Raw genomic sequence first — 18,548 nt, 5'->3', positions numbered from 1 at the left:
GAGATGTTGCTCGCGACCAAGACCGTTCTCGTCGACCCGCACCCGTTCTGGGGCGGGTGGGTGGTCGCCGTGATCGCTGCGGTCATCTTCGTGAGCTTCGCCGCCTGGATCGTCGTCCAGCGGGTTCGGCACGGTCGGGACGGCGACGATGACTGAGCCCGCCATCCTGGTCCTCGAGGACGGCCGGACCTTTCGCGGCCAGGCCTACGGCGCGCGCGGCGAGACCTTCGGCGAGGCGGTCTTCACGACCGGCATGACCGGTTACCAGGAGACGCTGACCGATCCGTCGTTCCACCGCCAGGTCGTGGTCCAGACCGCGCCGCACATCGGCAACACCGGAGTCAACGACGACGACCCGGAGTCCCGGCGGATCTGGGTCTCCGGCTACGTGGTCCGTGACCCGGCGCGGGTGGCGAGCAGCTGGCGCGCCCGGCGCACGCTCGACGACGAACTAGCCGCGAGCGGTGTCGTCGGCATCAGCGGCATCGACACCCGTGCGCTGACCAGGCACCTGCGCGAGCGCGGTGCGATGCGCGTGGGCGTCAGCAGCGCCGCCACCGATCCGGACTCACTGCTCGAGCGCGTCCTCGCCAGTCCGGGCATGGCCGGCGCCGACCTCGCCGGTGAGGTCACCACGGCACGGCCGTACGTCGTCCCCGCGGTCGGCACCCGGCGCTTCACGGTTGCGGCCGTCGACCTCGGGATCAAGGCGTCGACGCCGCGCTACCTCGCGCGGCTGGGCTGCGACGTGCACGTGCTGCCGACGTCATCGACCGCAGCCGAGCTGCTGGCGGTCGACCCGGACGGTGTCTTCTTCTCCAACGGACCCGGCGACCCGGCGACCGCCGACGGACCGGTCGCCGCGATGCGCGGCGTACTCGGCGTGAAGCCGGTGTTCGGCATCTGCTTCGGCAACCAGGTGCTCGGTCGGGCGCTCGGCTTCGGCACCTACAAGCTGCTGTTCGGCCACCGCGGGGTCAACCAGCCGGTCCAGGACCGCGCCACCGGGAGGATCGCGATCACGAGTCACAACCACGGCTTCGCCGTAGCCGCGCCGACCGACGGTCCGGTGGACACCGAGTTCGGCCGGGTCGAGGTCAGCCACGTCGATCTCAACGACGGTGTGGTGGAAGGGATTCGCTGCCTGGACGTGCCCGCGTTCTCGGTGCAGTACCACCCGGAGGCGGCACCCGGCCCCCATGACGCGACCGATCTGTTCGCCGGCTTCGTCGACCTGATGGCCGGCGCCTGATGCCGCGGCGTACCGACCTGTCCAGCGTGTTGGTGATCGGTTCGGGTCCGATCGTCATCGGGCAGGCCTGCGAGTTCGACTACTCGGGGACGCAGGCCTGCCGGGTGCTGCGCGCCGAGGGTCTGCGGGTGAGCCTGATCAACTCGAACCCGGCGACGATCATGACCGACCCCGAGTTCGCCGACGCGACGTACGTCGAGCCGATCACGCCGGAGTTCGTCGAGAAGGTCATCGCCCAGGAGCGGCCGGACGGGTTGCTCGCGACTCTCGGCGGACAGACCGCGCTGAACGTCACCGTCGCGCTGCACAAGCGCGGCGTGCTCGAACGCTACGGCGTCGAGCTGCTCGGGGCGTCGATCGACGCGATCCATGCCGGTGAGGACCGCGAGCGGTTCAAAGAGGTGTGCCGGTCCATCGATGCCGACCACGCGCGCAGCACGCTCGTGCGCTCGATCGGCGACGCGGTCGGCGTCGCGGCCGATCTCGGGTACCCGGTCGTGTTGCGGCCGTCGTTCACCCTCGGGGGAGCCGGTTCCGGGTTCGCACACGACGAGACCGAGCTGCGCGCGATGGTCGCGGTCGGTCTCGACGCGAGCCCGGTGCACGAAGTCCTCGTCGAGGAGAGCGTCCTCGGCTGGAAGGAGTTCGAGCTCGAGGTCATGCGTGACCGCAAGGACAACTGCGTCGTCGTGTGCTCGATCGAGAACCTCGACCCGATGGGCGTGCACACCGGCGACAGCATCACGGTCGCCCCCGCGATGACGTTGACCGACCGCGAGTACCAGCGGATGCGGGACACTGCGTTCGCCGTCATTCGCGCCGTCGGCGTCGAGACCGGCGGGTCCAACATCCAGTTCGCGGTCGACCCGCGTACCGGCCGCCAGGTCGTCATCGAGATGAACCCACGGGTCTCCCGGTCGAGTGCGCTCGCCAGCAAGGCGACCGGCTTCCCGATCGCGAAGATCGCGGCGAAGCTCGCGCTCGGCTACACCCTCGACGAGATCCCCAACGACATCACCGAGCAGACGCCCGCGAGCTTCGAGCCGAGCCTCGACTACGTCGTCGTCAAGATTCCGCGGTTCGCGTTCGAGAAGTTCCCGGGTGCGGACACGACGCTGACCACGCACATGAAGAGCGTGGGCGAGGTCATGGCGTTGGGTCGCAGCTTTCCCGAAGCGCTGCAGAAGGCGGCACGGTCGCTCGAGGCCAAGGGTGCGGAGCTCGACTTCGGGTCGCCGGTCGGCGTGCGCGACGAGCTGATGCCGCGCGCGGCGCGACCGCACGATCGGCGTTTGCAGGCAGTCGTGCAAGCAGTTCGCGCCGGCGCGGCCGTCGACGAGCTGCACCGCCGGACCGGCATCGACCCGTGGTTCCTCGACCAGCTGGTTCTGCTCAGTGACGTTGCCGACGACGTCCGTCGCGCGAGTCAGCTGGATGCCGAGCTGTTGCGCCACGCGAAGCGGCACGGCTTCTCCGACCTGCAGATCGCCGGCATCCGCGCAGACATCGGTGAGGACGACGTCCGGCGCTTGCGTCACGCGCTCGGGGTGCGGCCGGTCTTCAAGACGGTGGACACGTGCGCCGCTGAGTTCGAAGCCCGGACGCCGTACCACTACTCGTCGTACGACGAAGAGGACGAGGTCGAGCCGAGCGACCGGCCCAAGGTTCTGATCCTCGGCAGCGGTCCCAACCGGATCGGACAGGGCGTCGAGTTCGACTACTCGTGCGTGCACGCGTGCTATGCGTTGCACGACGCCGGCTTCGACACCGTGATGGTCAACTGCAACCCCGAGACTGTGTCCACCGACTACGACACGTCCGACCGGCTGTACTTCGAGCCGCTGACGGCGGAGGACGTGCTCGAGGTCGTCGCGGCCGAGCAGCGCTCCGGCCAGGTGGCCGGCGTCGTGGTGCAGCTCGGTGGGCAGACGCCGCTCGGTCTCGCGCAGCGGTTGAAGGATGCCGGCGTCCCCATCGTCGGCACGCCGCCGGAGGCGATCCATCTGGCTGAGGAACGCGGCGCGTTCGGCCAGGTCCTTGCCGATGCCGGACTGGTCGCGCCGAAGCACGGGACGGCGCGGTCCTACGACGAGGCGAAGGCGATCGCCGAGCGGATCGGTTACCCGGTGCTGGTCCGGCCGTCGTACGTCCTCGGCGGGCGGGGCATGGAGATCGTGTACGACGACGACACGCTGCGGTCCTACATCGACCGCGCCACCGAGGTCAGCCCCGAGCATCCGGTGCTCGTCGACCGGTTCCTCGACGACGCGATCGAGGTGGACGTCGACGCGCTGTTCGACGGGGACGAGCTGTTCCTCGGCGGGGTCATGGAGCACATCGAAGAGGCCGGGATCCATTCCGGCGACTCGGCGTGCGCGCTCCCGCCGATCACCCTCGGCCGGTCCGATGTCACGCGCATCCGCGAGGCGACCGAGGCGATCGCCCGCGGGGTCGGCGTCCGCGGGCTGCTGAACGTGCAGTTCGCGCTGACCGGCGATGTCCTCTACGTGCTGGAGGCAAACCCGCGGGCCAGCCGCACGGTGCCGTTCGTCGCCAAGGCGACCGCGGTGCCGCTCGCCAAGGCCGCCGCGCGGGTGATGCTGGGCGCGACGATCGCGGAGCTCCGGGCCGAAGGGGTGCTGCCCGCGGGCGACGGCGCCGACCTGCCGCTGGACGCGCCGATCTGCGTTAAGGAGGCAGTGCTCCCGTGGAACCGCTTCCGTGGCGTCGACACCGTGCTCGGCCCCGAGATGAAGTCGACCGGAGAGGTCATGGGTGTCGACGCCGGCTTCGGCACCGCGTTCGCGAAGTCACAAGAGGCGGCGTACGGCGGGCTGCCCACCAAGGGCCGGGTGTTCGTCTCGGTCGCCGACCGTGACAAGCGGCACCTGATCTTCCCGGTCAAGCGGCTCGCGGACCTCGGCTTCGAGGTGCTCGCCACCGAGGGAACCGCCGAGGTGCTGGGCCGCAACGGGGTGGGGGCGACCATCGTCCGCAAGGTCTCGGACCCGGGCTCGGACGACGACCCGGACGTTGTCGACCTGATCCTGGCAGGCGAGGTCGACCTGATCGTCAACACGCCGTTCGGCAATTCGGGACCTCGGCTGGACGGCTACGAGATCCGGACCGCCGCCGTGGTGCGCGGCATACCGTGTCTGACGACGATCCAGGCGCTGGGCGCCGCGGTGCAGGGGATCGAGGCCCTGCGCGGGGGCGAGGTTGGCGTCGCGCCACTGCAGCGACATCATGCAGTGATCAGCGCGGCCCGAGCCGGCCGGCCGGCGCCCGACGAGCCGAGGAGTGGAAGCTGATGCCGGTCCAGGTCAAGGGTGAGGTGCTGAGCCTCAAGCCGATCGGCGACTACTACTCGATGACGATCGTCGCCTCCGGCATCGCCGAGAACGCCCGTCCCGGGCAGTTCGTCGCGGTCGCGGTCGGCGGCCCCGACGGCAGCACCCTCTTGCGACGCGCGTTCTCGATCTACCAGGTGCGCGAGACCGGCGTTTACGGCGGCACGGTGGAGTTCATCTTCTCCGTCACCGGCAGGGGCACGGGATGGCTCGCACGCCAGCGGGCATACGACCCGATCGATGTGGTCGGGCCGCTCGGCCGGCCGTTCGCGCTGCCGCGGGAGCCGGCCAACTGCGTGCTCGTCGGCGGCGGTTACGGCTCGGCGCCGCTGTTCATGCTCGCGGACTCGCTGCGCACGAGGGGCTGTCGCATCGATGCGGTGCTCGGCGCGTCGACCGGCGACCGGATGTTCGGCGCGCTGGATGCGAAGCGGATGGCCGCGAGCGTCGCCTTCACGACCGACGACGGCTCGTACGGCGAGAAGGGCAAGGTTTCCGACGTGCTTCCCGAGGTGATCGACCGCGTGCATGCGGACGTGGTCTATGCCTGCGGGCCGATGCCGATGCTCGAAGCGGTGCAGCGGATCGCCGGCGCGGCCTACGGCGGGGCCGGCATCCCGACGCAGCTTCTCGTCGAGGAGTCGATGGCCTGTGGCGTCGGTGTCTGCATGACCTGCGTGCTCCCCGTGGTCGGCAGCGACGACCAGACCCGGATGATGCGGGCCTGCGTCGACGGGCCGGTCTTCGCCGGCGACCGGATCCGGTGGGATGCGCTCGGCACCGTTCCTGACGACGCCGTCGGTGCGGGGCAGAAATGACCGACTACAGGAGCGACCGGCCGATGGGGATCACCCTGCGCCGCGGTGGCGAGCCCACCCGGCACGCGGCGGTCGACATGACGACGACGCTCGGTCCGCTCACGGTGCCCGACCCCGTGTTCACCGCCTCCGGCTGCGCGGCGTCCGGTCGCGAGCTCGCGCCGTTCAACGACCTCACCGCGATCGGCGGGGTCGTGACCAAGTCGATCCAGCTCACTGCGCGGGCCGGGCGACCGACGCCGCGGATGGCGGAGACCCCCAGCGGCATGCTCAACTCGATCGGCCTGCAGGGGCCCGGGGTCGAGGTCTTCGTCAATCGCGACCTGGCGTGGCTGGAGGAGCACGGCGTCCGTGTCGTCGTCTCCATTGCCGGCTCGAGCATCGAGGACTACGGCAAGCTCGCGAGCAAGCTGCGCGGCAAGCCGCTGGCCATGATCGAGGTCAACATCTCCTGTCCCAACGTCGAAGACCGCGGGCAGGTGTTCGCGTGCGACCCGCACGCGGCCGCCTCCGTGGTCGGCGCCGTCCGCCGGGCAACGGCGTCGGCGGTTCCGGTCTTCGCGAAGCTGTCGCCCGACGTCACGAACCTCGTCGAGATCGCCGGCGCGTGCGTCGATGCCGGTGCGACCGGCCTGTCGCTGATCAACACGACGCTGGGCATGGAGATCGACACCCAGACTCTCCGGCCGACCCTCGCCGGCGTCACCGGTGGCCTGTCGGGGCCGGCGATCCGGCCGCTCGCGCTGCGCTGCGTCTGGCAGGTGCACGAGGCGCTTCCGGAGGTGCCGCTGTTCGGAATCGGCGGCATCCGCACCGGCCTCGACGCGCTCCAGTTCATCCTGGCGGGGGCCAGCGCGGTGCAGGTGGGCACGGTGATCTTCCACGACCCCGGCGCACCCGCGCGGGTCTCGCGCGAGCTCCGGGAGGTGCTCGCGGCGCGCGGGATGACCCGGCTGGACCAGGCGATCGGCCTCGGCCACCGCCCGCCCGACATGGTGATCCCCGAGGCGCCGGAGCCGATGGGTGCCGCCGCCGACCCGCCTGCGGAGGACACCTACGACACGACCTACGAGGACGAGGCGCTGCGACTGACGGAGGACGCCTGATGAGCGACCCCACGGCGGCGGCGGTCGCGCCGATCGCCGTGGCGTTGGACACCGCTGACCTCGACACTGCGCTGCGATGGGCGCACGCCGTCGCGCCGCACGTTCGGTGCCTCAAGGTCGGCCTCGAGCTGTTCAGCGCCCACGGCGCTCGCGCGGTGCACGCAATCCAGGACGGAACCGGACGCGAGCTGTTCCTCGACCTCAAGCTGCACGACATCCCGGCGACCGTTGCCGGGGCCGCTCGCGCGCTGGCCCCGCTCGCTCCGACGTACCTCACCGTCCACGCCGCTGGCGGCCCGGCGATGATCGCCTCCGCCGCCGAGGCGCTGCCGGACACGCGGATCGCCGGGGTCACCGTGCTCACCTCACTGTCCGCCGGCCAGCTCGACGAGATCGGCCTCGCCGGGCCGCCGGTCGACGCCGTCGCCCGGTTGGCCCGGCTGGCCGCCGGAGCCGGCGCACGGGCCATCGTCTGCTCGCCGCACGAGGTCGCGACCGTCCGCGCTGCGCTGGGGCCGGAGGTCGTGCTCCTCGTCCCTGGTGTGCGCCCCGCAGGTGTCGCCTCGAACGACCAGGCCCGTACCGCGACACCCGCGACCGCGCTCGCGGATGGTGCCGATCTCGTGGTGATCGGCCGCCCGATCACCGGCGCTGATGATCCTGGTGAGGCGGCTGCGGCGATTGCTGCCACGCTCGCGCCCGCCGAGGTTGCCTAACCCCGCCCTGCTCGCTAGGTTCGCCGCGACTGTGAGCGCAGTGGCTCCCGGCTCGCTTTCGGGGCCGATCCTGACGGAGAGGTGAACGCATCGTGGCCCTCCCGCCGCTGACCCCCGAACAACGGGCCGCCGCGCTGGCAAAGGCAACGGCCGCTCGCAAGGCGCGCGCCGACCTGCGGGAGCGGCTCAAGCACTCCGGCGCCACCCTCGACGATGTCTTCCGCGCCGGTGACTCCGACGAGGCGGTCGGCAAGATGCGCGTGAGTGCCGTGCTCGAGTCGATGCCGGGCGTGGGCAAGGTTCGCGCGGCACGGATCATGGAAAAGATCGGGATCTCACCGACCCGCCGGGTCCGCGGGCTCGGTGCCCACCAGCGAGCCGCCCTCGAGCGCGAGTTCTCGGCTGGGTCCGCCGCCCCGAATGGGAACTGACGCGGCTGCGAACCGGCTCACCGTCCTGTCCGGTCCGGCCGGCGTCGGCAAGAGCACGGTCGTCGAGCACCTTCGGCGTACCGAGCCGAGGATCTGGCACTCGGTCAGCGCGACCACCCGGCCGATCCGACCGGGGGAGGTCGACGGCGCGAGCTATCACTTCGTGACGCCCGAACAGTTCGCGCGCCTGGTCGAGCGCGGAGAGTTGCTCGAGCACGCGGTGTACGCCGGCAACCTCTACGGCACGCCGCGGACGCCGGTCGACGAGCACCTCGCGGCCGGGGATCTCGTCCTGCTCGAGATCGAGATCCAGGGGGCTCGCCAGATCCGGGCACTGGTGCCGGACGCGCTGCTGATCTTCCTCAAGCCGCCGTCGTGGGAAGAGCTGGAACGGCGGCTGCGCGGGCGCGGCACCGAGCCGCCCGAGGTGATCAGCCGGCGGCTCGACCAGGCCAGGGTCGAGCTGGCCGCCGAGGACGAGTTCGACGAGGTGGTGGTCGCCCGCTCGGTGCAGGCCGCGGCGGACCGGATCGTGGAGCTCATGACCGGTTCATGAGCCGGGTCGCCGCGCTTGCGACTGCTAGCCTGGAGCGCGAATCCCCCGAACGATGAGAGGCGCCACGTGTCCGGCACTGCCGCGCGACCCGAGGGCATTACGAACCCGCCGATCGACGAGCTGCTCGACAAGGTCGAGAGCAAGTACGCGCTCGTCATCTACTCCGCGAAGCGGGCCCGCCAGATCAACGCCTACTACTCCCAGCTCGGCGAGGGTCTGCTCGAGTACGTCGGCCCGCTCGTTCCTGCGCACGTGCAGGAGAAGCCGCTGTCGGTGGCACTGCGCGAGGCCAACGAGGACCTGCTGACCTTCGAGCAGGTCGAGGCCTGACCGCTCGCGCGGGGCATCGATGAGCCCGCAGCCGGCGGCGGGATCCGGTCGGCGCGTCGTGCTCGGCGTGTGCGGCGGAATCGCCGCCTACAAGGCCTGCGAGCTGCTCCGGCGGTTCACCGAGAGCGGCCATGACGTGCGCGTCGTCCCCACCGGCTCGGCGCTGCGGTTCGTCGGCGCGCCGACCTGGGCGGCGTTGTCCGGCAACCCCGTGACGACCGAGGTGTGGAGCGATGTCCACGAGGTCCCGCACGTCGCGATCGGGCGCGGCGCCGACCTGGTCGTCGTCGCACCGGCAACCGCCGACCTGCTGGCCCGGATGGCGGCCGGTCGCGCCGACGACCTGTTGACCGCGACGCTGCTCACCGCTGCTTGCCCGGTGGTCGTGGCGCCCGCCATGCACACCGAGATGTGGGAGCACGCCGCCACCCGGGCGAACGTCGCGCTGCTGCGCGAGCGGGGCGTCGTCGTGCTCGAGCCGGCGGTGGGGCGGTTAACCGGCGCTGACAGCGGGATCGGGCGGTTGCCGGAGCCGGATGAGATCTATGCGGTTGCGCGTATCGTCCTCGCCCGCGGCGTGACGTCGCCCGATCTGCGCGGCCGGCACGTCGTCGTATCGGCCGGCGGCACCCGCGAGCCACTCGACCCGGTGCGTTTCCTCGGCAACCGCTCCAGCGGGCGGCAGGGTTACGCCCTCGCGCGGACCGCGGTGGCGCGGGGCGCCGAAGTCACCCTCGTTGCGGCGAACACCGCGCTCGCCGACCCGGCCGGCGCGAAGGTCGTGAGGGTGGGGACCGCGGAAGAGCTTCGGGATGCCGTCCTCGAGGCGGCCGGCCAGGCCGACGCGGTGGTGATGGCGGCGGCGGTGGCGGACTTCCGGCCGGTGCGGCGCTCGGCGTCGAAGCTGAAGAAGACCGATACGGACCCGGAGCCGGTGGTGCTGACCCGAACCGCCGACGTGCTGGCCGAGCTGTCCGCCAACCGGCGCCGCGCCGGCCAGGTGGTCGTGGGGTTCGCGGCCGAGACCGATGACGCGCTGGAGAACGGCCGGGCCAAGCTGGCCGCGAAGGGCTGCGACTACATCGTGGTGAACGAGGTGGGAGAGCGTCGTACGTTCGACGCCGACGACAACGCCGCGACCATCCTCGGCTCGGACGGGAGCACGACCGTCGTGCCGATGGGCAGCAAGGACCTGCTCGGCCACGCGGTCTGGGACCTGGTCGCCGCGCGGCTCGCGCAGTGACCGGTCGCCCGCTGCTGCCGATCGAGCTGGACGGCGGCGTGACCCTGACCGCGACGAGCGCACGCGATGCCGACGAGGCGTTCGCCGTCATCGACGTCGAGCGCGAGCGGTTGCGGGAGTGGCTGCCGTGGGTGGACGCGACGGTTGATCTCGAGACCGAGCGCGGGTTCCTGGAGTCCCTGGACCTCGTCAACCAGACCGGCACCGGCCTGCACGCAACTGTTCGCGAGGACGGTGAGTTCCGAGGGCTGGTCGGTTTGCGCCTCGATGCGCTGCGACGCTCGGCGGAGGTGGGGTACTGGCTCGCCAGTGGCGCAGTCGGCCGCGGGTTGATGACCCGTACGGTCGCGGCGATGTTCGACCTGGCGTTCGAGCAGATCGGGATGCACCGGGTCGAGCTGCTCGCGGCGACCGGCAATGTGCGCAGCCGGGCGATTGCGGAGCGGCTCGGCATGACGATGGAAGGCATCCGCCGCGAGGCCGAGGAGCTGCCGCAGGGGTTCGTCGACCTCGCGATGTACGCGATCCTGGCGCAGGACTGGCCGGGTGCCCGGGTGGCCGTTTCCGACGTACGCCGGACCGGCCACTAAACTCGACCGCGCCTGCCGGGACCGGCCCGGGACCGGCGAGTCGAAGGGGACTGTGCGTGTCTGGTCGGCTGTTCACCTCCGAGTCGGTGACCGAGGGCCATCCGGACAAGATCGCCGACCAGATCAGCGACGCGATCCTCGATGCGATGGTCAAGGACGACCCGTCCAGCCGGGTCGCGGTCGAGACGCTGATCACGACCGGCCAGGTCCACATCGCGGGAGAGGTCAAGACCGACACCTACGTTGACATCCCCGCCATCGTGCGCGAGACCATCCTCGGGATCGGCTACGACTCCTCACGCAAGGGCTTCGACGGCGAGTCCTGCGGGGTGAGCGTCTCGATCGGCAGCCAGTCCAAGGACATCGCCCAGGGCGTCGACGACGCCTACGAACACCGCATGGGCCTGGACACCCCGGACCCACTGGACCGCCAGGGCGCCGGCGACCAGGGCCTGATGTTCGGCTACGCGTGCGACGACACCCCCGAGCTGATGCCGCTGCCGATCGCCCTGGCGCACCGGCTGGCACGCCGGCTGGCCGCCGTCCGCAAGAGCGGGCTGGTTCCCTACCTGCGCCCGGACGGCAAGACCCAGGTGACGATCGAGTACTCCGACGACCGGCCGGTCCGGCTGGACACCGTGGTCGTGTCGAGCCAGCACGCCTCCGACATCGACATCGACACCCTGCTCGCACCCGACATCCAGGAGCACGTGGTCGCGCCCGAGGTGGACGGGCTCGACATCGACTGCGCCGCCTACCGACTGTTGGTGAACCCCACCGGCCGGTTCGAGATCGGCGGCCCGATGGGCGACGCCGGGCTGACCGGCCGCAAGATCATCGTTGACACCTACGGCGGGATGGCCCGCCACGGCGGCGGCGCGTTCTCGGGCAAGGACCCGTCCAAGGTCGACCGCTCGGGCGCCTACGCCATGCGCTGGGTCGCGAAGAACGTCGTCGCGGCCGGCTTGGCCCGCCGTTGCGAGGTGCAGGTCGCGTACGCCATCGGCAAGGCCCGTCCGGTCGGCACATTCGTGGACACCTTCGGGACCGGGGTCGTCCCGGACCAGAAGATCCAGGACGCCATCTTGTCGGTGTTCGACCTGCGCCCGGCCGCGATCATCCGGGACCTCGACCTGTTGCGGCCGATCTACGCACAGACGGCGGCGTACGGACACTTCGGCCGGCCGGACATGGACTTCACCTGGGAGGCCACGACCAGGACCGACGCCCTGCGGACCGCCGCCGGGCTCTGACCCCGCGCCGCTGGGGACGGTGGTGCACCGGCGTCCGGTCCCGCTGCTAGACCTGTGACGTGACCAGCGCGACCCGGCGCGGTCAGGGAAGCCGGTCGGCTGCCCGGACGCCGCGCGAGCCGGCCGCCACCCTTCCGGTGGCGCGCGTCGCGGTCGATGTCCCGTTGGCCCACCTCGACCGCCCGTTCGACTACCTGCTCACCGCCGCGCAGGCCGACGCGGCCCAGCCCGGTGTCCGGCTTCGGGTCCGCTTTGCCGGCCAGCTGGTCGACGGCATCGTGCTCGAACGCGCCGAGCGCTCCGACCACGATGGCAAGCTGGCCTTCGTCGAGCGCGTGCTCGGCAGCGAGCCGGTCCTGACCGCGGACGTCGCCGGGCTGGCGCGGGCGGTCGCCGACCGCTATGCAGGAACGCTCGCTGACGTGTTGCGGCTCGCCGTCCCGCCGCGACACGCGACCGCCGAGCGGGCTAGCCGCCCGGACCCGACGACCGCCGTGCCGCAGCCCGCGGCTCACCCCGGTCTCGATCGGTACCCGGGCGGCGAGCAGCTGATCGCCGAGCTCGCGGCCGGACGGCCGCGGCGGGTGTGGGAGGTCCTGCCGGGTGACTGGCCGGCCGAGCTCGCCCGCGCCGCCGGTGCGACCGTGCGCGGTGGTCGGGGAGTGCTGGTGGTCGTGCCCGACGCGCGCGACGTCGCCCGAGTCGAGGCCGCGCTCGTCGCCGAGCTCGGCGCGGCGGTCGTGGTGTCCCTGACCGCCGATCTCGGTCCCGCCGAGCGCTATCGGCGCTTCCTTGCGGTGAGCCGCGGGGTCGCCCGCGCGGTTGTCGGCACCCGGGCGGCCGTGTGGGCGCCGGTGCAGCGGCTCGGCCTGGTGATCGTGTGGGACGACGGTGACGACCTGCACGCGGAGCCGCGCGCGCCGTACTGCCACGTGCGCGAGGTTGCCGTCCTGCGCTCCCACCGGGTGGGCGCCGGGCTGCTCCTGGCCGGGCACGCGGTGACCGCGGAGGCGGCGCAGCTGGTCGAGTCGGGCTGGGCGGCCTACCTGGAGCCAGATGCCGGCGCGCGACGGCGAGCCGTTGCGTCGATCCGCGCCACGGGCACTGACGACGAGCTGGCGGACGATCCGGCGGCGCGCGCTGCCCGGCTGCCGACCATCGCCTGGCGGGCGGCGCGGGACGGCTTGCGGGATGGTCCGGTTCTCGTCCAGGTGCCGCGCCGCGGCTACCTACCCGGCCTGGCCTGCGAGCGGTGCCGCACCCCTGCGCGTTGCACGGCGTGCGGCGGGCCGCTGACCCTCGGGCCCGGCGACCGTGCGCCCGCCTGCCGCTGGTGCGGCGTCGTCGCGACCGCGTGGTCGTGCCGGGTCTGCGGCGGGGAGGCGTTGCGCGCCGTCGTCGTCGGGGTGCGGCGTACGGCGGAGGAGCTGGGCCGGGCCTTTCCGGGCGTGCCGGTCAAGACCTCGGGGGGCAGCACCGTGCTCGATCGCGTGGACGAGCGGCCCGCGCTGGTGATTGCCACCCCGGGCGCCGAGCCGCTTGCCCCTGGCGGGTACTCCGCAGCGGTCCTGCTCGACGGTTGGTTGCTCGTCTCGCGGCCGGACCTGCGGGCCGGCGAGGAGGCGGTCCGCCGCTGGATGGGCGCGGCCGCGCTGGTGCGGGGAGCTGCCGCGGGTGGCCGCGTCGTGGTCGTCGCGCCCGGCGAGCTGCGGCCGGTGCAGGCACTCGTGCGGTGGCAGCCGAGATGGCACGCGGAGCGCGAGCTCGAGGACCGGCGCTCGCTGCACCTGCCCCCGATCGCGCGGATGGCGGCGCTGACCGGCGTGCCGGCCGCGGTGAGCGAGCTGTTGTCGGCCCTCGACTTGCCTCCTGGCGCCGAGCGGTTCGGGCCGGTCCCGGCGCTACGCCCGACCGCCGGCTCGGACGGCGAGGCGGAGGAGCGGATGCTGGTCCGGGTGCCCCGCGGGAGCGGTGCGCAGCTGTCCGCCACCCTCAAGGCGGCGCAAGCCGGTCGAAGCGCCCGGAAGGCACCGGGGGTGGTTCGCGTCGAGATCGACCCGGTGGTCCTTGCCTGAGCGCGGGCGGTCCGCCGACCTAGCATGGAGGCCGGTGCGGATCGGGTCGCGGATCGGGTAGCAGGGAGTGCAGCTGTGGCGGTTCAGTCCATTCGTCTGTTCGGCGATCCGGTGCTGACCACGCCTGCTGAGCCGGTCACGACCTTCGACAAGGAGCTGCGCGGGCTGGTCAAGGACCTCGCGGACACGATGATCGACGCCCCCGGGGTCGGGCTGGCGGCACCGCAGATCGGGGTGGGTCTGCGGGTGTTCACCTACGACGTCGACGGCGAGCTCGGCCATCTCGTCAACCCCGTGATCGGCGTCGTCGGCGACGAGGACCAGGACGGCGACGAAGGCTGCCTGTCCTTTCCCGGGCTGTCGTTCCCGACCAAGCGCAAGCAGCGGGTCGTCGCGACCGGAATGAACATGCACGGTGACCCGGTGACCGTCGACGGCAGTGACCTGCTGGCGCGTTGCATCCAGCACGAGGTCGACCATCTCGACGGCATCCTGTTCATCGACCGCCTGGACCGCGAGCAGCGCAAGGCGGCGATGAGGGCGATCCGTGAGGCGGAGTGGTCGGGCCTGACCCCGCCCGCGATCAAGGCTTCTCCGCACGCCACCAGCGGCCTCGCGCTGTAGCGGCGGCACCCTGATGCGGCTGGTGCTGGCCGGTACCCCGGCCGCGGCGCTGCCGTCCTTCGACGCGTTGCTGGCCTCGCCGCGGCACGAGCTGGTGGCGGTGGTCACCAGGCCCGACGCGCGTGCAGGCCGCGGCCACGGCGTGTCCGAGAGCCCGCTCAAGCAGCGCGCCAGAGCCGCCGGGATCGAGGTGCTGAGTCCGGTCCGGCCGTCCGAGCCCGAGTTCCTCGCCCGGCTGCGCGAGATCGCGCCGGACTGCTGCCCGGTCGTCGCGTACGGCGCTCTCGTGCCGCCGGCCGCGCTCGACGTACCCGCCGCCGGGTGGGTCAACCTGCACTTCTCGCTGCTGCCGGCGTGGCGGGGCGCGGCGCCGGTCCAGCACGCGATCCTCGCGGGCGACGACATCACCGGCGCGACGACGTTCCGGCTCGAGGCCGGGCTCGACACCGGCCCGGTGTACGGCGTCATGACGACCGAGATCGGAGCGAGGGAGACCGCGGGAGAGCTCGTGACGCGGCTTGCGGCCGACGGCGCAGCGCTTCTGGTGGCCACCCTGGACGGCATCGAGGACGGCACTGTTGTTCCGCTGCCGCAGGCTGCGGAAGGCGTCAGCCTGGCGCCGAAGATCACGGCCGACGACGCGCGCGTCGGGTGGGGCGCTGCCGCGATTGCGGTGGACCGCCAGGTGCGGGCGTGCACGCCGGTGCCGGGAGCCTGGACGCAGCTGCGCGGACGCCGGTTGCGGCTCGGCCCGGTCGAGCCGCTCGGCGAGGACGCCGGGCTCGGCCCGGGCGAGCTCAGTGCCCGCCGCGACGAGGTGTTGGTGGGCACGGGCAGCGGACCGGTCCGGCTCCAGGAGGTTCGACCGGAGGGCCGGGGCCCGATGGCCGCGGCGGACTGGGCCCGCGGCTTGCGGCTGGCTGAGGGCGAGCGGTTCGGGTGAGCGCTGCGGCCCGGAGCAGCACCGATCCAGCACGCCGGGCTGCTGCGGACGTCGTCCTCGCGGTCGACCGCGACCAGGCGTTCGCCAACCTCCTGCTGCCGAGGATCTTGCGCGAGCGCTCGATCAGCGGCACCGAAGCGGCATTTGCCACCGAGCTCGCCTACGGCACCCTTCGCCGGCAGGGCAGCCTCGACGCCGTGCTCGCGGTGGCCGCGCGACGGCCGCCGGCCGACCTCGACCCGCCGGTCCGTGCCGTCGTACGGCTCGGCGCCTACCAGCTGTTGCACACCCGGGTTCCGCCGCACGCGGCCGTCTCGACGACGGTCGAGCTCGGCCGCGAGCTGGCCGGTCCGCGCACCAGCGGCCTGGTCAATGCCGTGTTGCGGCGGGTGGCCGAACGTGACTGGGCGGGCTGGGTCGAGCGGCTGGCGCCGGCGGATCCGGTCGGGCGGCTCGGGTTCGAGCGCGGCTACCCGGAGTGGATCGCGACCGCGCTGCTCGACGCGCTCGACGGGGATCTCGGCGAGCTGGACCGGGCCCTCACCGACGAGCGACCGGTGACGCACCTGGTCGCCCGGCCCGGGCGGATCGAGCGTGCCGAGCTGCTCGGGCTGGCCGGCCCGGCGGCGAGCGCGGGGCCGTGGTCGCCCTACGCGGTCCGGCTCGCCGGCGGTGACCCGGCCGGCATCGCAGCGGTGCGGGACGGACGGGCGGCGGTCCAGGACGAAGGCAGCCAGCTGGCCGCCCTGGCACTCGCGCGCGCTCCGCTCGAGGGCGGCGACGAGCGCTGGCTCGACGCGTGCGCGGGACCCGGCGGCAAGGCGAGCCTGCTCGCCGGCCTGCTGCCGGCGGACGGCCGCCTGCTGGCGGTCGACCGCTCAGCGCACCGGGCCCGCCTGACCGCGCAGGCGCTCGGCCCGGGGCGCGGCCGGGTCGTGGTCGCCGACGCCACGCGGCCGGGCTGGCCGGAAGGCGGTTTCGACCGGGTGCTGGTTGACGCGCCGTGCACGGGGCTCGGCGCGCTTCGCCGCCGCCCCGAGGTGCGCTGGCGCCGGCAGCCTGCGGACGTGGAACGTCTGCACCCGCTCCAGCGAGCGCTGCTCGAGCGAGCGATCGACGCCGTGCGACCGGGCGGACTGGTCGGCTACGTGACCTGCTCGCCGCACCGGCGCGAAACCACCGATGTCGTGGCGGCGGTCACCGCGGGCCGCGGCGATGTCGAGGCCGTCGACGTCCCCCCGCTGTTTCCCGAGCTGCCCGCCGGGGGAGTCGGCCGGACGCTGCAGCTATGGCCGCACCGGCATGGCACAGACGCCATGTTCGTCGCGCTGTTGCGGCGTAAACTGGACGAACTCCCGTGACCTACGCAGCTTCGAGCTGCACCTCCCGAGGCGGCCGAATGCAGATTGCGCCGAGCATCCTCTCGGCCGACTTCGCCCGGCTCGCCGATGAGGTCGCGGTCATCGGTTCCGACGCGGACTGGATCCACGTCGACGTGATGGACAACCACTTCGTGCCCAACCTCACGATCGGGCTTCCGGTCGTCGAGGCGTTGCTGAAGCACACGCCGCTCCCGCTCGACTGCCACCTGATGATCGACGACCCCGACCGCTGGGCCACGGCGTACGCCGAGGCGGGCGCGCGGAGTGTCACGTTCCATGCCGAGGCCGCACATGCCCCGGTGCGGCTGGCTCGGGCGCTGCGATCGGCCGGAGCCCGGGCCGGCCTCGGGCTGAAGCCGGCGACCCCGATCGAGGCGTACGCCGACCTGCTGCCGGAGATCGACACCGTGCTCATCATGTCGGTCGAGCCGGGCTTCGGTGGTCAGGCGTTTCTCGATCTGGTGGTCCCGAAGATTCGCCGCGCTCGCGAGCTGGTACGCGACGGCGCACATTCGGTCTGGATCCAGATGGACGGCGGCATCGACGACGACACCATCGAGCGTTGTGCCGAGGCGGGCGCAGACGTGTTCGTCGCCGGCTCGGCGGTGTACGGCACGGATGACCCGGCCGAAGCGGTCCGGCGGCTGCGGGCAAGGGCCGAGGCAGCCGGCCGCTCGGCATGGTGGTGCGGACCGTGAGCACGGTTCTCGTCGTCGACGACGATGCCGCGGTCGCCGACTTCATCGAGCGCAACCTGGTCGCCGAGGGCTTCGACGTCGTCGTCGCACGGGACGGGCTCGGCGCCCTGCGGCTGATCGGGACGGCGCTGCCGGACCTTGCGCTGGTCGACGTGATGATGCCGACCATCGACGGGATCGAGCTGGTTCGCCAGCTGCGGTCGAGCACTGCAACGGCGAACCTTCCGGTCATCATGCTGACCGGCACCAGCCTCTCGTCCGACAAGGTGCGCGGGTTGAGCGCGGGCGCGGACGACTATCTCGTCAAGCCGTTCGACACGCTCGAGCTGATCGCGAGGGTTCGCTCGACGCTGCGACGCAACGCAGACATGCGCGCGGTCTCGCCGCTGACCGGCCTGCCCGGCAACCACCAGATCAACGAGGAGATCGAGCGGCGTACCGCGAGTGACGAAGGGTTCGCGGTCTGCCATGTCGATCTCGACAACTTCAAGGCGTTCAACGACCGGTACGGCTGGATGCGGGGCGACGAGGTCATCGAGCTGCTCGCGACCTGCCTGAAGCTCTCCGCGGCCGAGACCGCGCCACCACCCGCCTTCATCGGTCACGTGGGCGGCGACGACTTCGTCGTGGTGTGCACCCCCGACCAAGTAGAACCGTTGTGCCTCGGAGCGCTCGAGCGCTTCGACGACGGGGTGCTCGACCTGCATGAAGCCGACGACGTCGAGCGTGGCTACCTTGCCGTCGTCGATCGGCAGGGGCACGAGCGGCACTACCCGATCACCTCGGTGTCGATCGGCGTCGCCACCACGGAACGGCGTCATTACACCGACCGGCGCGATGTCGTCGCGGTCGCGAACGAGATGAAGGCGGTGGCGAAGGGCCGCTCCGGCTCGATCGTCGCCATCGACCGGCGGGCCAATGGCGAGGAGCTGCAACCCACGTAGCCGTCCCGGATCCCGATGCCCGGTTCCCGGTGCACAATGGAGGCGAACGCCCCGCGCGCTCCGGGATCGGTGAAACCCCGAACCGGCGGTGAACGGCCCGCCTTGCGGCGGGTCCGCAGTCCGCGACCCGGCCGACGCCATCGGCCGGTGGACCTGGTGTGAGTCCAGGACCGACGGTGAGAGTCCGGATGAGAGGCAGCGCGCGAGCGGTGGTCGCGCGACCGGCGCCGGTGCCAT

18 protein-coding genes are annotated in these 18,548 nt (G+C 72.2%); all 18 read left to right on the top strand.

Annotated features, from left to right (window positions below):
• The first annotated feature begins 3 nt into the window (after window positions 1-3).
• The 18 genes from VME70_02410 to VME70_02325 all read left to right on the top strand — a co-directional run bounded on the left by VME70_02410 (window position 4) and on the right by VME70_02325 (window position 18,311).
• Window positions 4-156, top strand: coding sequence for a hypothetical protein (locus VME70_02410; GenBank protein ID HTW19046.1), 153 nt, complete (start codon window positions 4-6; stop codon window positions 154-156).
• Window positions 149-1,252 (top strand): glutamine-hydrolyzing carbamoyl-phosphate synthase small subunit, encoded by a 1,104-nt coding sequence (gene carA, locus VME70_02405; GenBank protein HTW19045.1) that lies wholly within the window; start codon window positions 149-151, stop codon window positions 1,250-1,252. Before VME70_02410 ends, carA begins: the two co-directional genes overlap by 8 nt.
• Entirely contained in the window at window positions 1,252-4,563 is a 3,312-nt protein-coding gene (gene carB, locus VME70_02400) for a carbamoyl-phosphate synthase large subunit (GenBank protein HTW19044.1), read from the top strand. Before carA ends, carB begins: the two co-directional genes overlap by 1 nt.
• Window positions 4,563-5,420 carry a dihydroorotate dehydrogenase electron transfer subunit gene (locus VME70_02395; GenBank protein HTW19043.1) on the top strand — a complete coding sequence of 286 codons (858 nt, stop codon included), beginning with the start codon at window positions 4,563-4,565 and terminating at the stop codon, window positions 5,418-5,420. Before carB ends, VME70_02395 begins: the two co-directional genes overlap by 1 nt.
• Window positions 5,417-6,526 (top strand): dihydroorotate dehydrogenase, encoded by a 1,110-nt coding sequence (locus tag VME70_02390; protein ID HTW19042.1) that lies wholly within the window; start codon window positions 5,417-5,419, stop codon window positions 6,524-6,526. The genes VME70_02395 and VME70_02390 overlap by 4 nt, the downstream gene beginning before the upstream one ends.
• The gene (gene pyrF / locus VME70_02385) at window positions 6,526-7,242 is read left to right on the top strand and encodes an orotidine-5'-phosphate decarboxylase (GenBank protein HTW19041.1); all 717 of its coding nucleotides are present in this window, start codon (window positions 6,526-6,528) and stop codon (window positions 7,240-7,242) included. Before VME70_02390 ends, pyrF begins: the two co-directional genes overlap by 1 nt.
• A 92-nt stretch (window positions 7,243-7,334) precedes the next feature.
• Window positions 7,335-7,673, top strand: a complete 339-nt coding sequence (gene mihF / locus VME70_02380; protein ID HTW19040.1) for an integration host factor, actinobacterial type — start codon at window positions 7,335-7,337, stop codon at window positions 7,671-7,673.
• Window positions 7,663-8,229 carry a guanylate kinase gene (gmk, locus tag VME70_02375; protein HTW19039.1) on the top strand — a complete coding sequence of 189 codons (567 nt, stop codon included), beginning with the start codon at window positions 7,663-7,665 and terminating at the stop codon, window positions 8,227-8,229. Before mihF ends, gmk begins: the two co-directional genes overlap by 11 nt.
• Before the next feature lie 66 nt (window positions 8,230-8,295).
• The gene (gene rpoZ / locus VME70_02370) at window positions 8,296-8,559 is read left to right on the top strand and encodes a DNA-directed RNA polymerase subunit omega (protein HTW19038.1); all 264 of its coding nucleotides are present in this window, start codon (window positions 8,296-8,298) and stop codon (window positions 8,557-8,559) included.
• A 19-nt stretch (window positions 8,560-8,578) separates the two neighbouring features.
• Window positions 8,579-9,802, top strand: a complete 1,224-nt coding sequence (gene coaBC / locus VME70_02365; GenBank protein ID HTW19037.1) for a bifunctional phosphopantothenoylcysteine decarboxylase/phosphopantothenate--cysteine ligase CoaBC — start codon at window positions 8,579-8,581, stop codon at window positions 9,800-9,802.
• Window positions 9,799-10,392: a GNAT family protein gene (locus VME70_02360; protein ID HTW19036.1), complete on the top strand. Its 594-nt coding sequence runs from the start codon at window positions 9,799-9,801 to the stop codon at window positions 10,390-10,392. The genes coaBC and VME70_02360 overlap by 4 nt, the downstream gene beginning before the upstream one ends.
• Before the next feature lie 50 nt (window positions 10,393-10,442).
• Window positions 10,443-11,645 carry a methionine adenosyltransferase gene (gene metK, locus VME70_02355; GenBank protein ID HTW19035.1) on the top strand — a complete coding sequence of 401 codons (1,203 nt, stop codon included), beginning with the start codon at window positions 10,443-10,445 and terminating at the stop codon, window positions 11,643-11,645.
• A 137-nt stretch (window positions 11,646-11,782) separates the two neighbouring features.
• Window positions 11,783-13,720 carry a primosomal protein N' gene (locus VME70_02350; GenBank protein HTW19034.1) on the top strand — a complete coding sequence of 646 codons (1,938 nt, stop codon included), beginning with the start codon at window positions 11,783-11,785 and terminating at the stop codon, window positions 13,718-13,720.
• Window positions 13,721-13,795: 75 nt separating this feature from the next.
• Window positions 13,796-14,344: a peptide deformylase gene (gene def / locus VME70_02345; GenBank protein HTW19033.1), complete on the top strand. Its 549-nt coding sequence runs from the start codon at window positions 13,796-13,798 to the stop codon at window positions 14,342-14,344.
• 13 nt (window positions 14,345-14,357) lie between these two features.
• Window positions 14,358-15,287 (top strand): methionyl-tRNA formyltransferase, encoded by a 930-nt coding sequence (locus VME70_02340; protein ID HTW19032.1) that lies wholly within the window; start codon window positions 14,358-14,360, stop codon window positions 15,285-15,287.
• Window positions 15,284-16,648 carry a transcription antitermination factor NusB gene (locus VME70_02335; protein HTW19031.1) on the top strand — a complete coding sequence of 455 codons (1,365 nt, stop codon included), beginning with the start codon at window positions 15,284-15,286 and terminating at the stop codon, window positions 16,646-16,648. Before VME70_02340 ends, VME70_02335 begins: the two co-directional genes overlap by 4 nt.
• Window positions 16,649-16,686: 38 nt before the next feature.
• Window positions 16,687-17,367 carry a ribulose-phosphate 3-epimerase gene (gene rpe / locus VME70_02330; GenBank protein HTW19030.1) on the top strand — a complete coding sequence of 227 codons (681 nt, stop codon included), beginning with the start codon at window positions 16,687-16,689 and terminating at the stop codon, window positions 17,365-17,367.
• Entirely contained in the window at window positions 17,364-18,311 is a 948-nt protein-coding gene (locus tag VME70_02325; protein ID HTW19029.1) for a response regulator, read from the top strand. The genes rpe and VME70_02325 overlap by 4 nt, the downstream gene beginning before the upstream one ends.
• Window positions 18,312-18,548 lie beyond the last annotated feature (237 nt).

The organism is Mycobacteriales bacterium, assembly GCA_035504215.1.
Lineage (GTDB): Bacteria > Actinomycetota > Actinomycetes > JAFAQI01 > JAFAQI01 > DATAUK01.
This window is presented reverse-complemented; position numbering and strand designations above follow the sequence as displayed.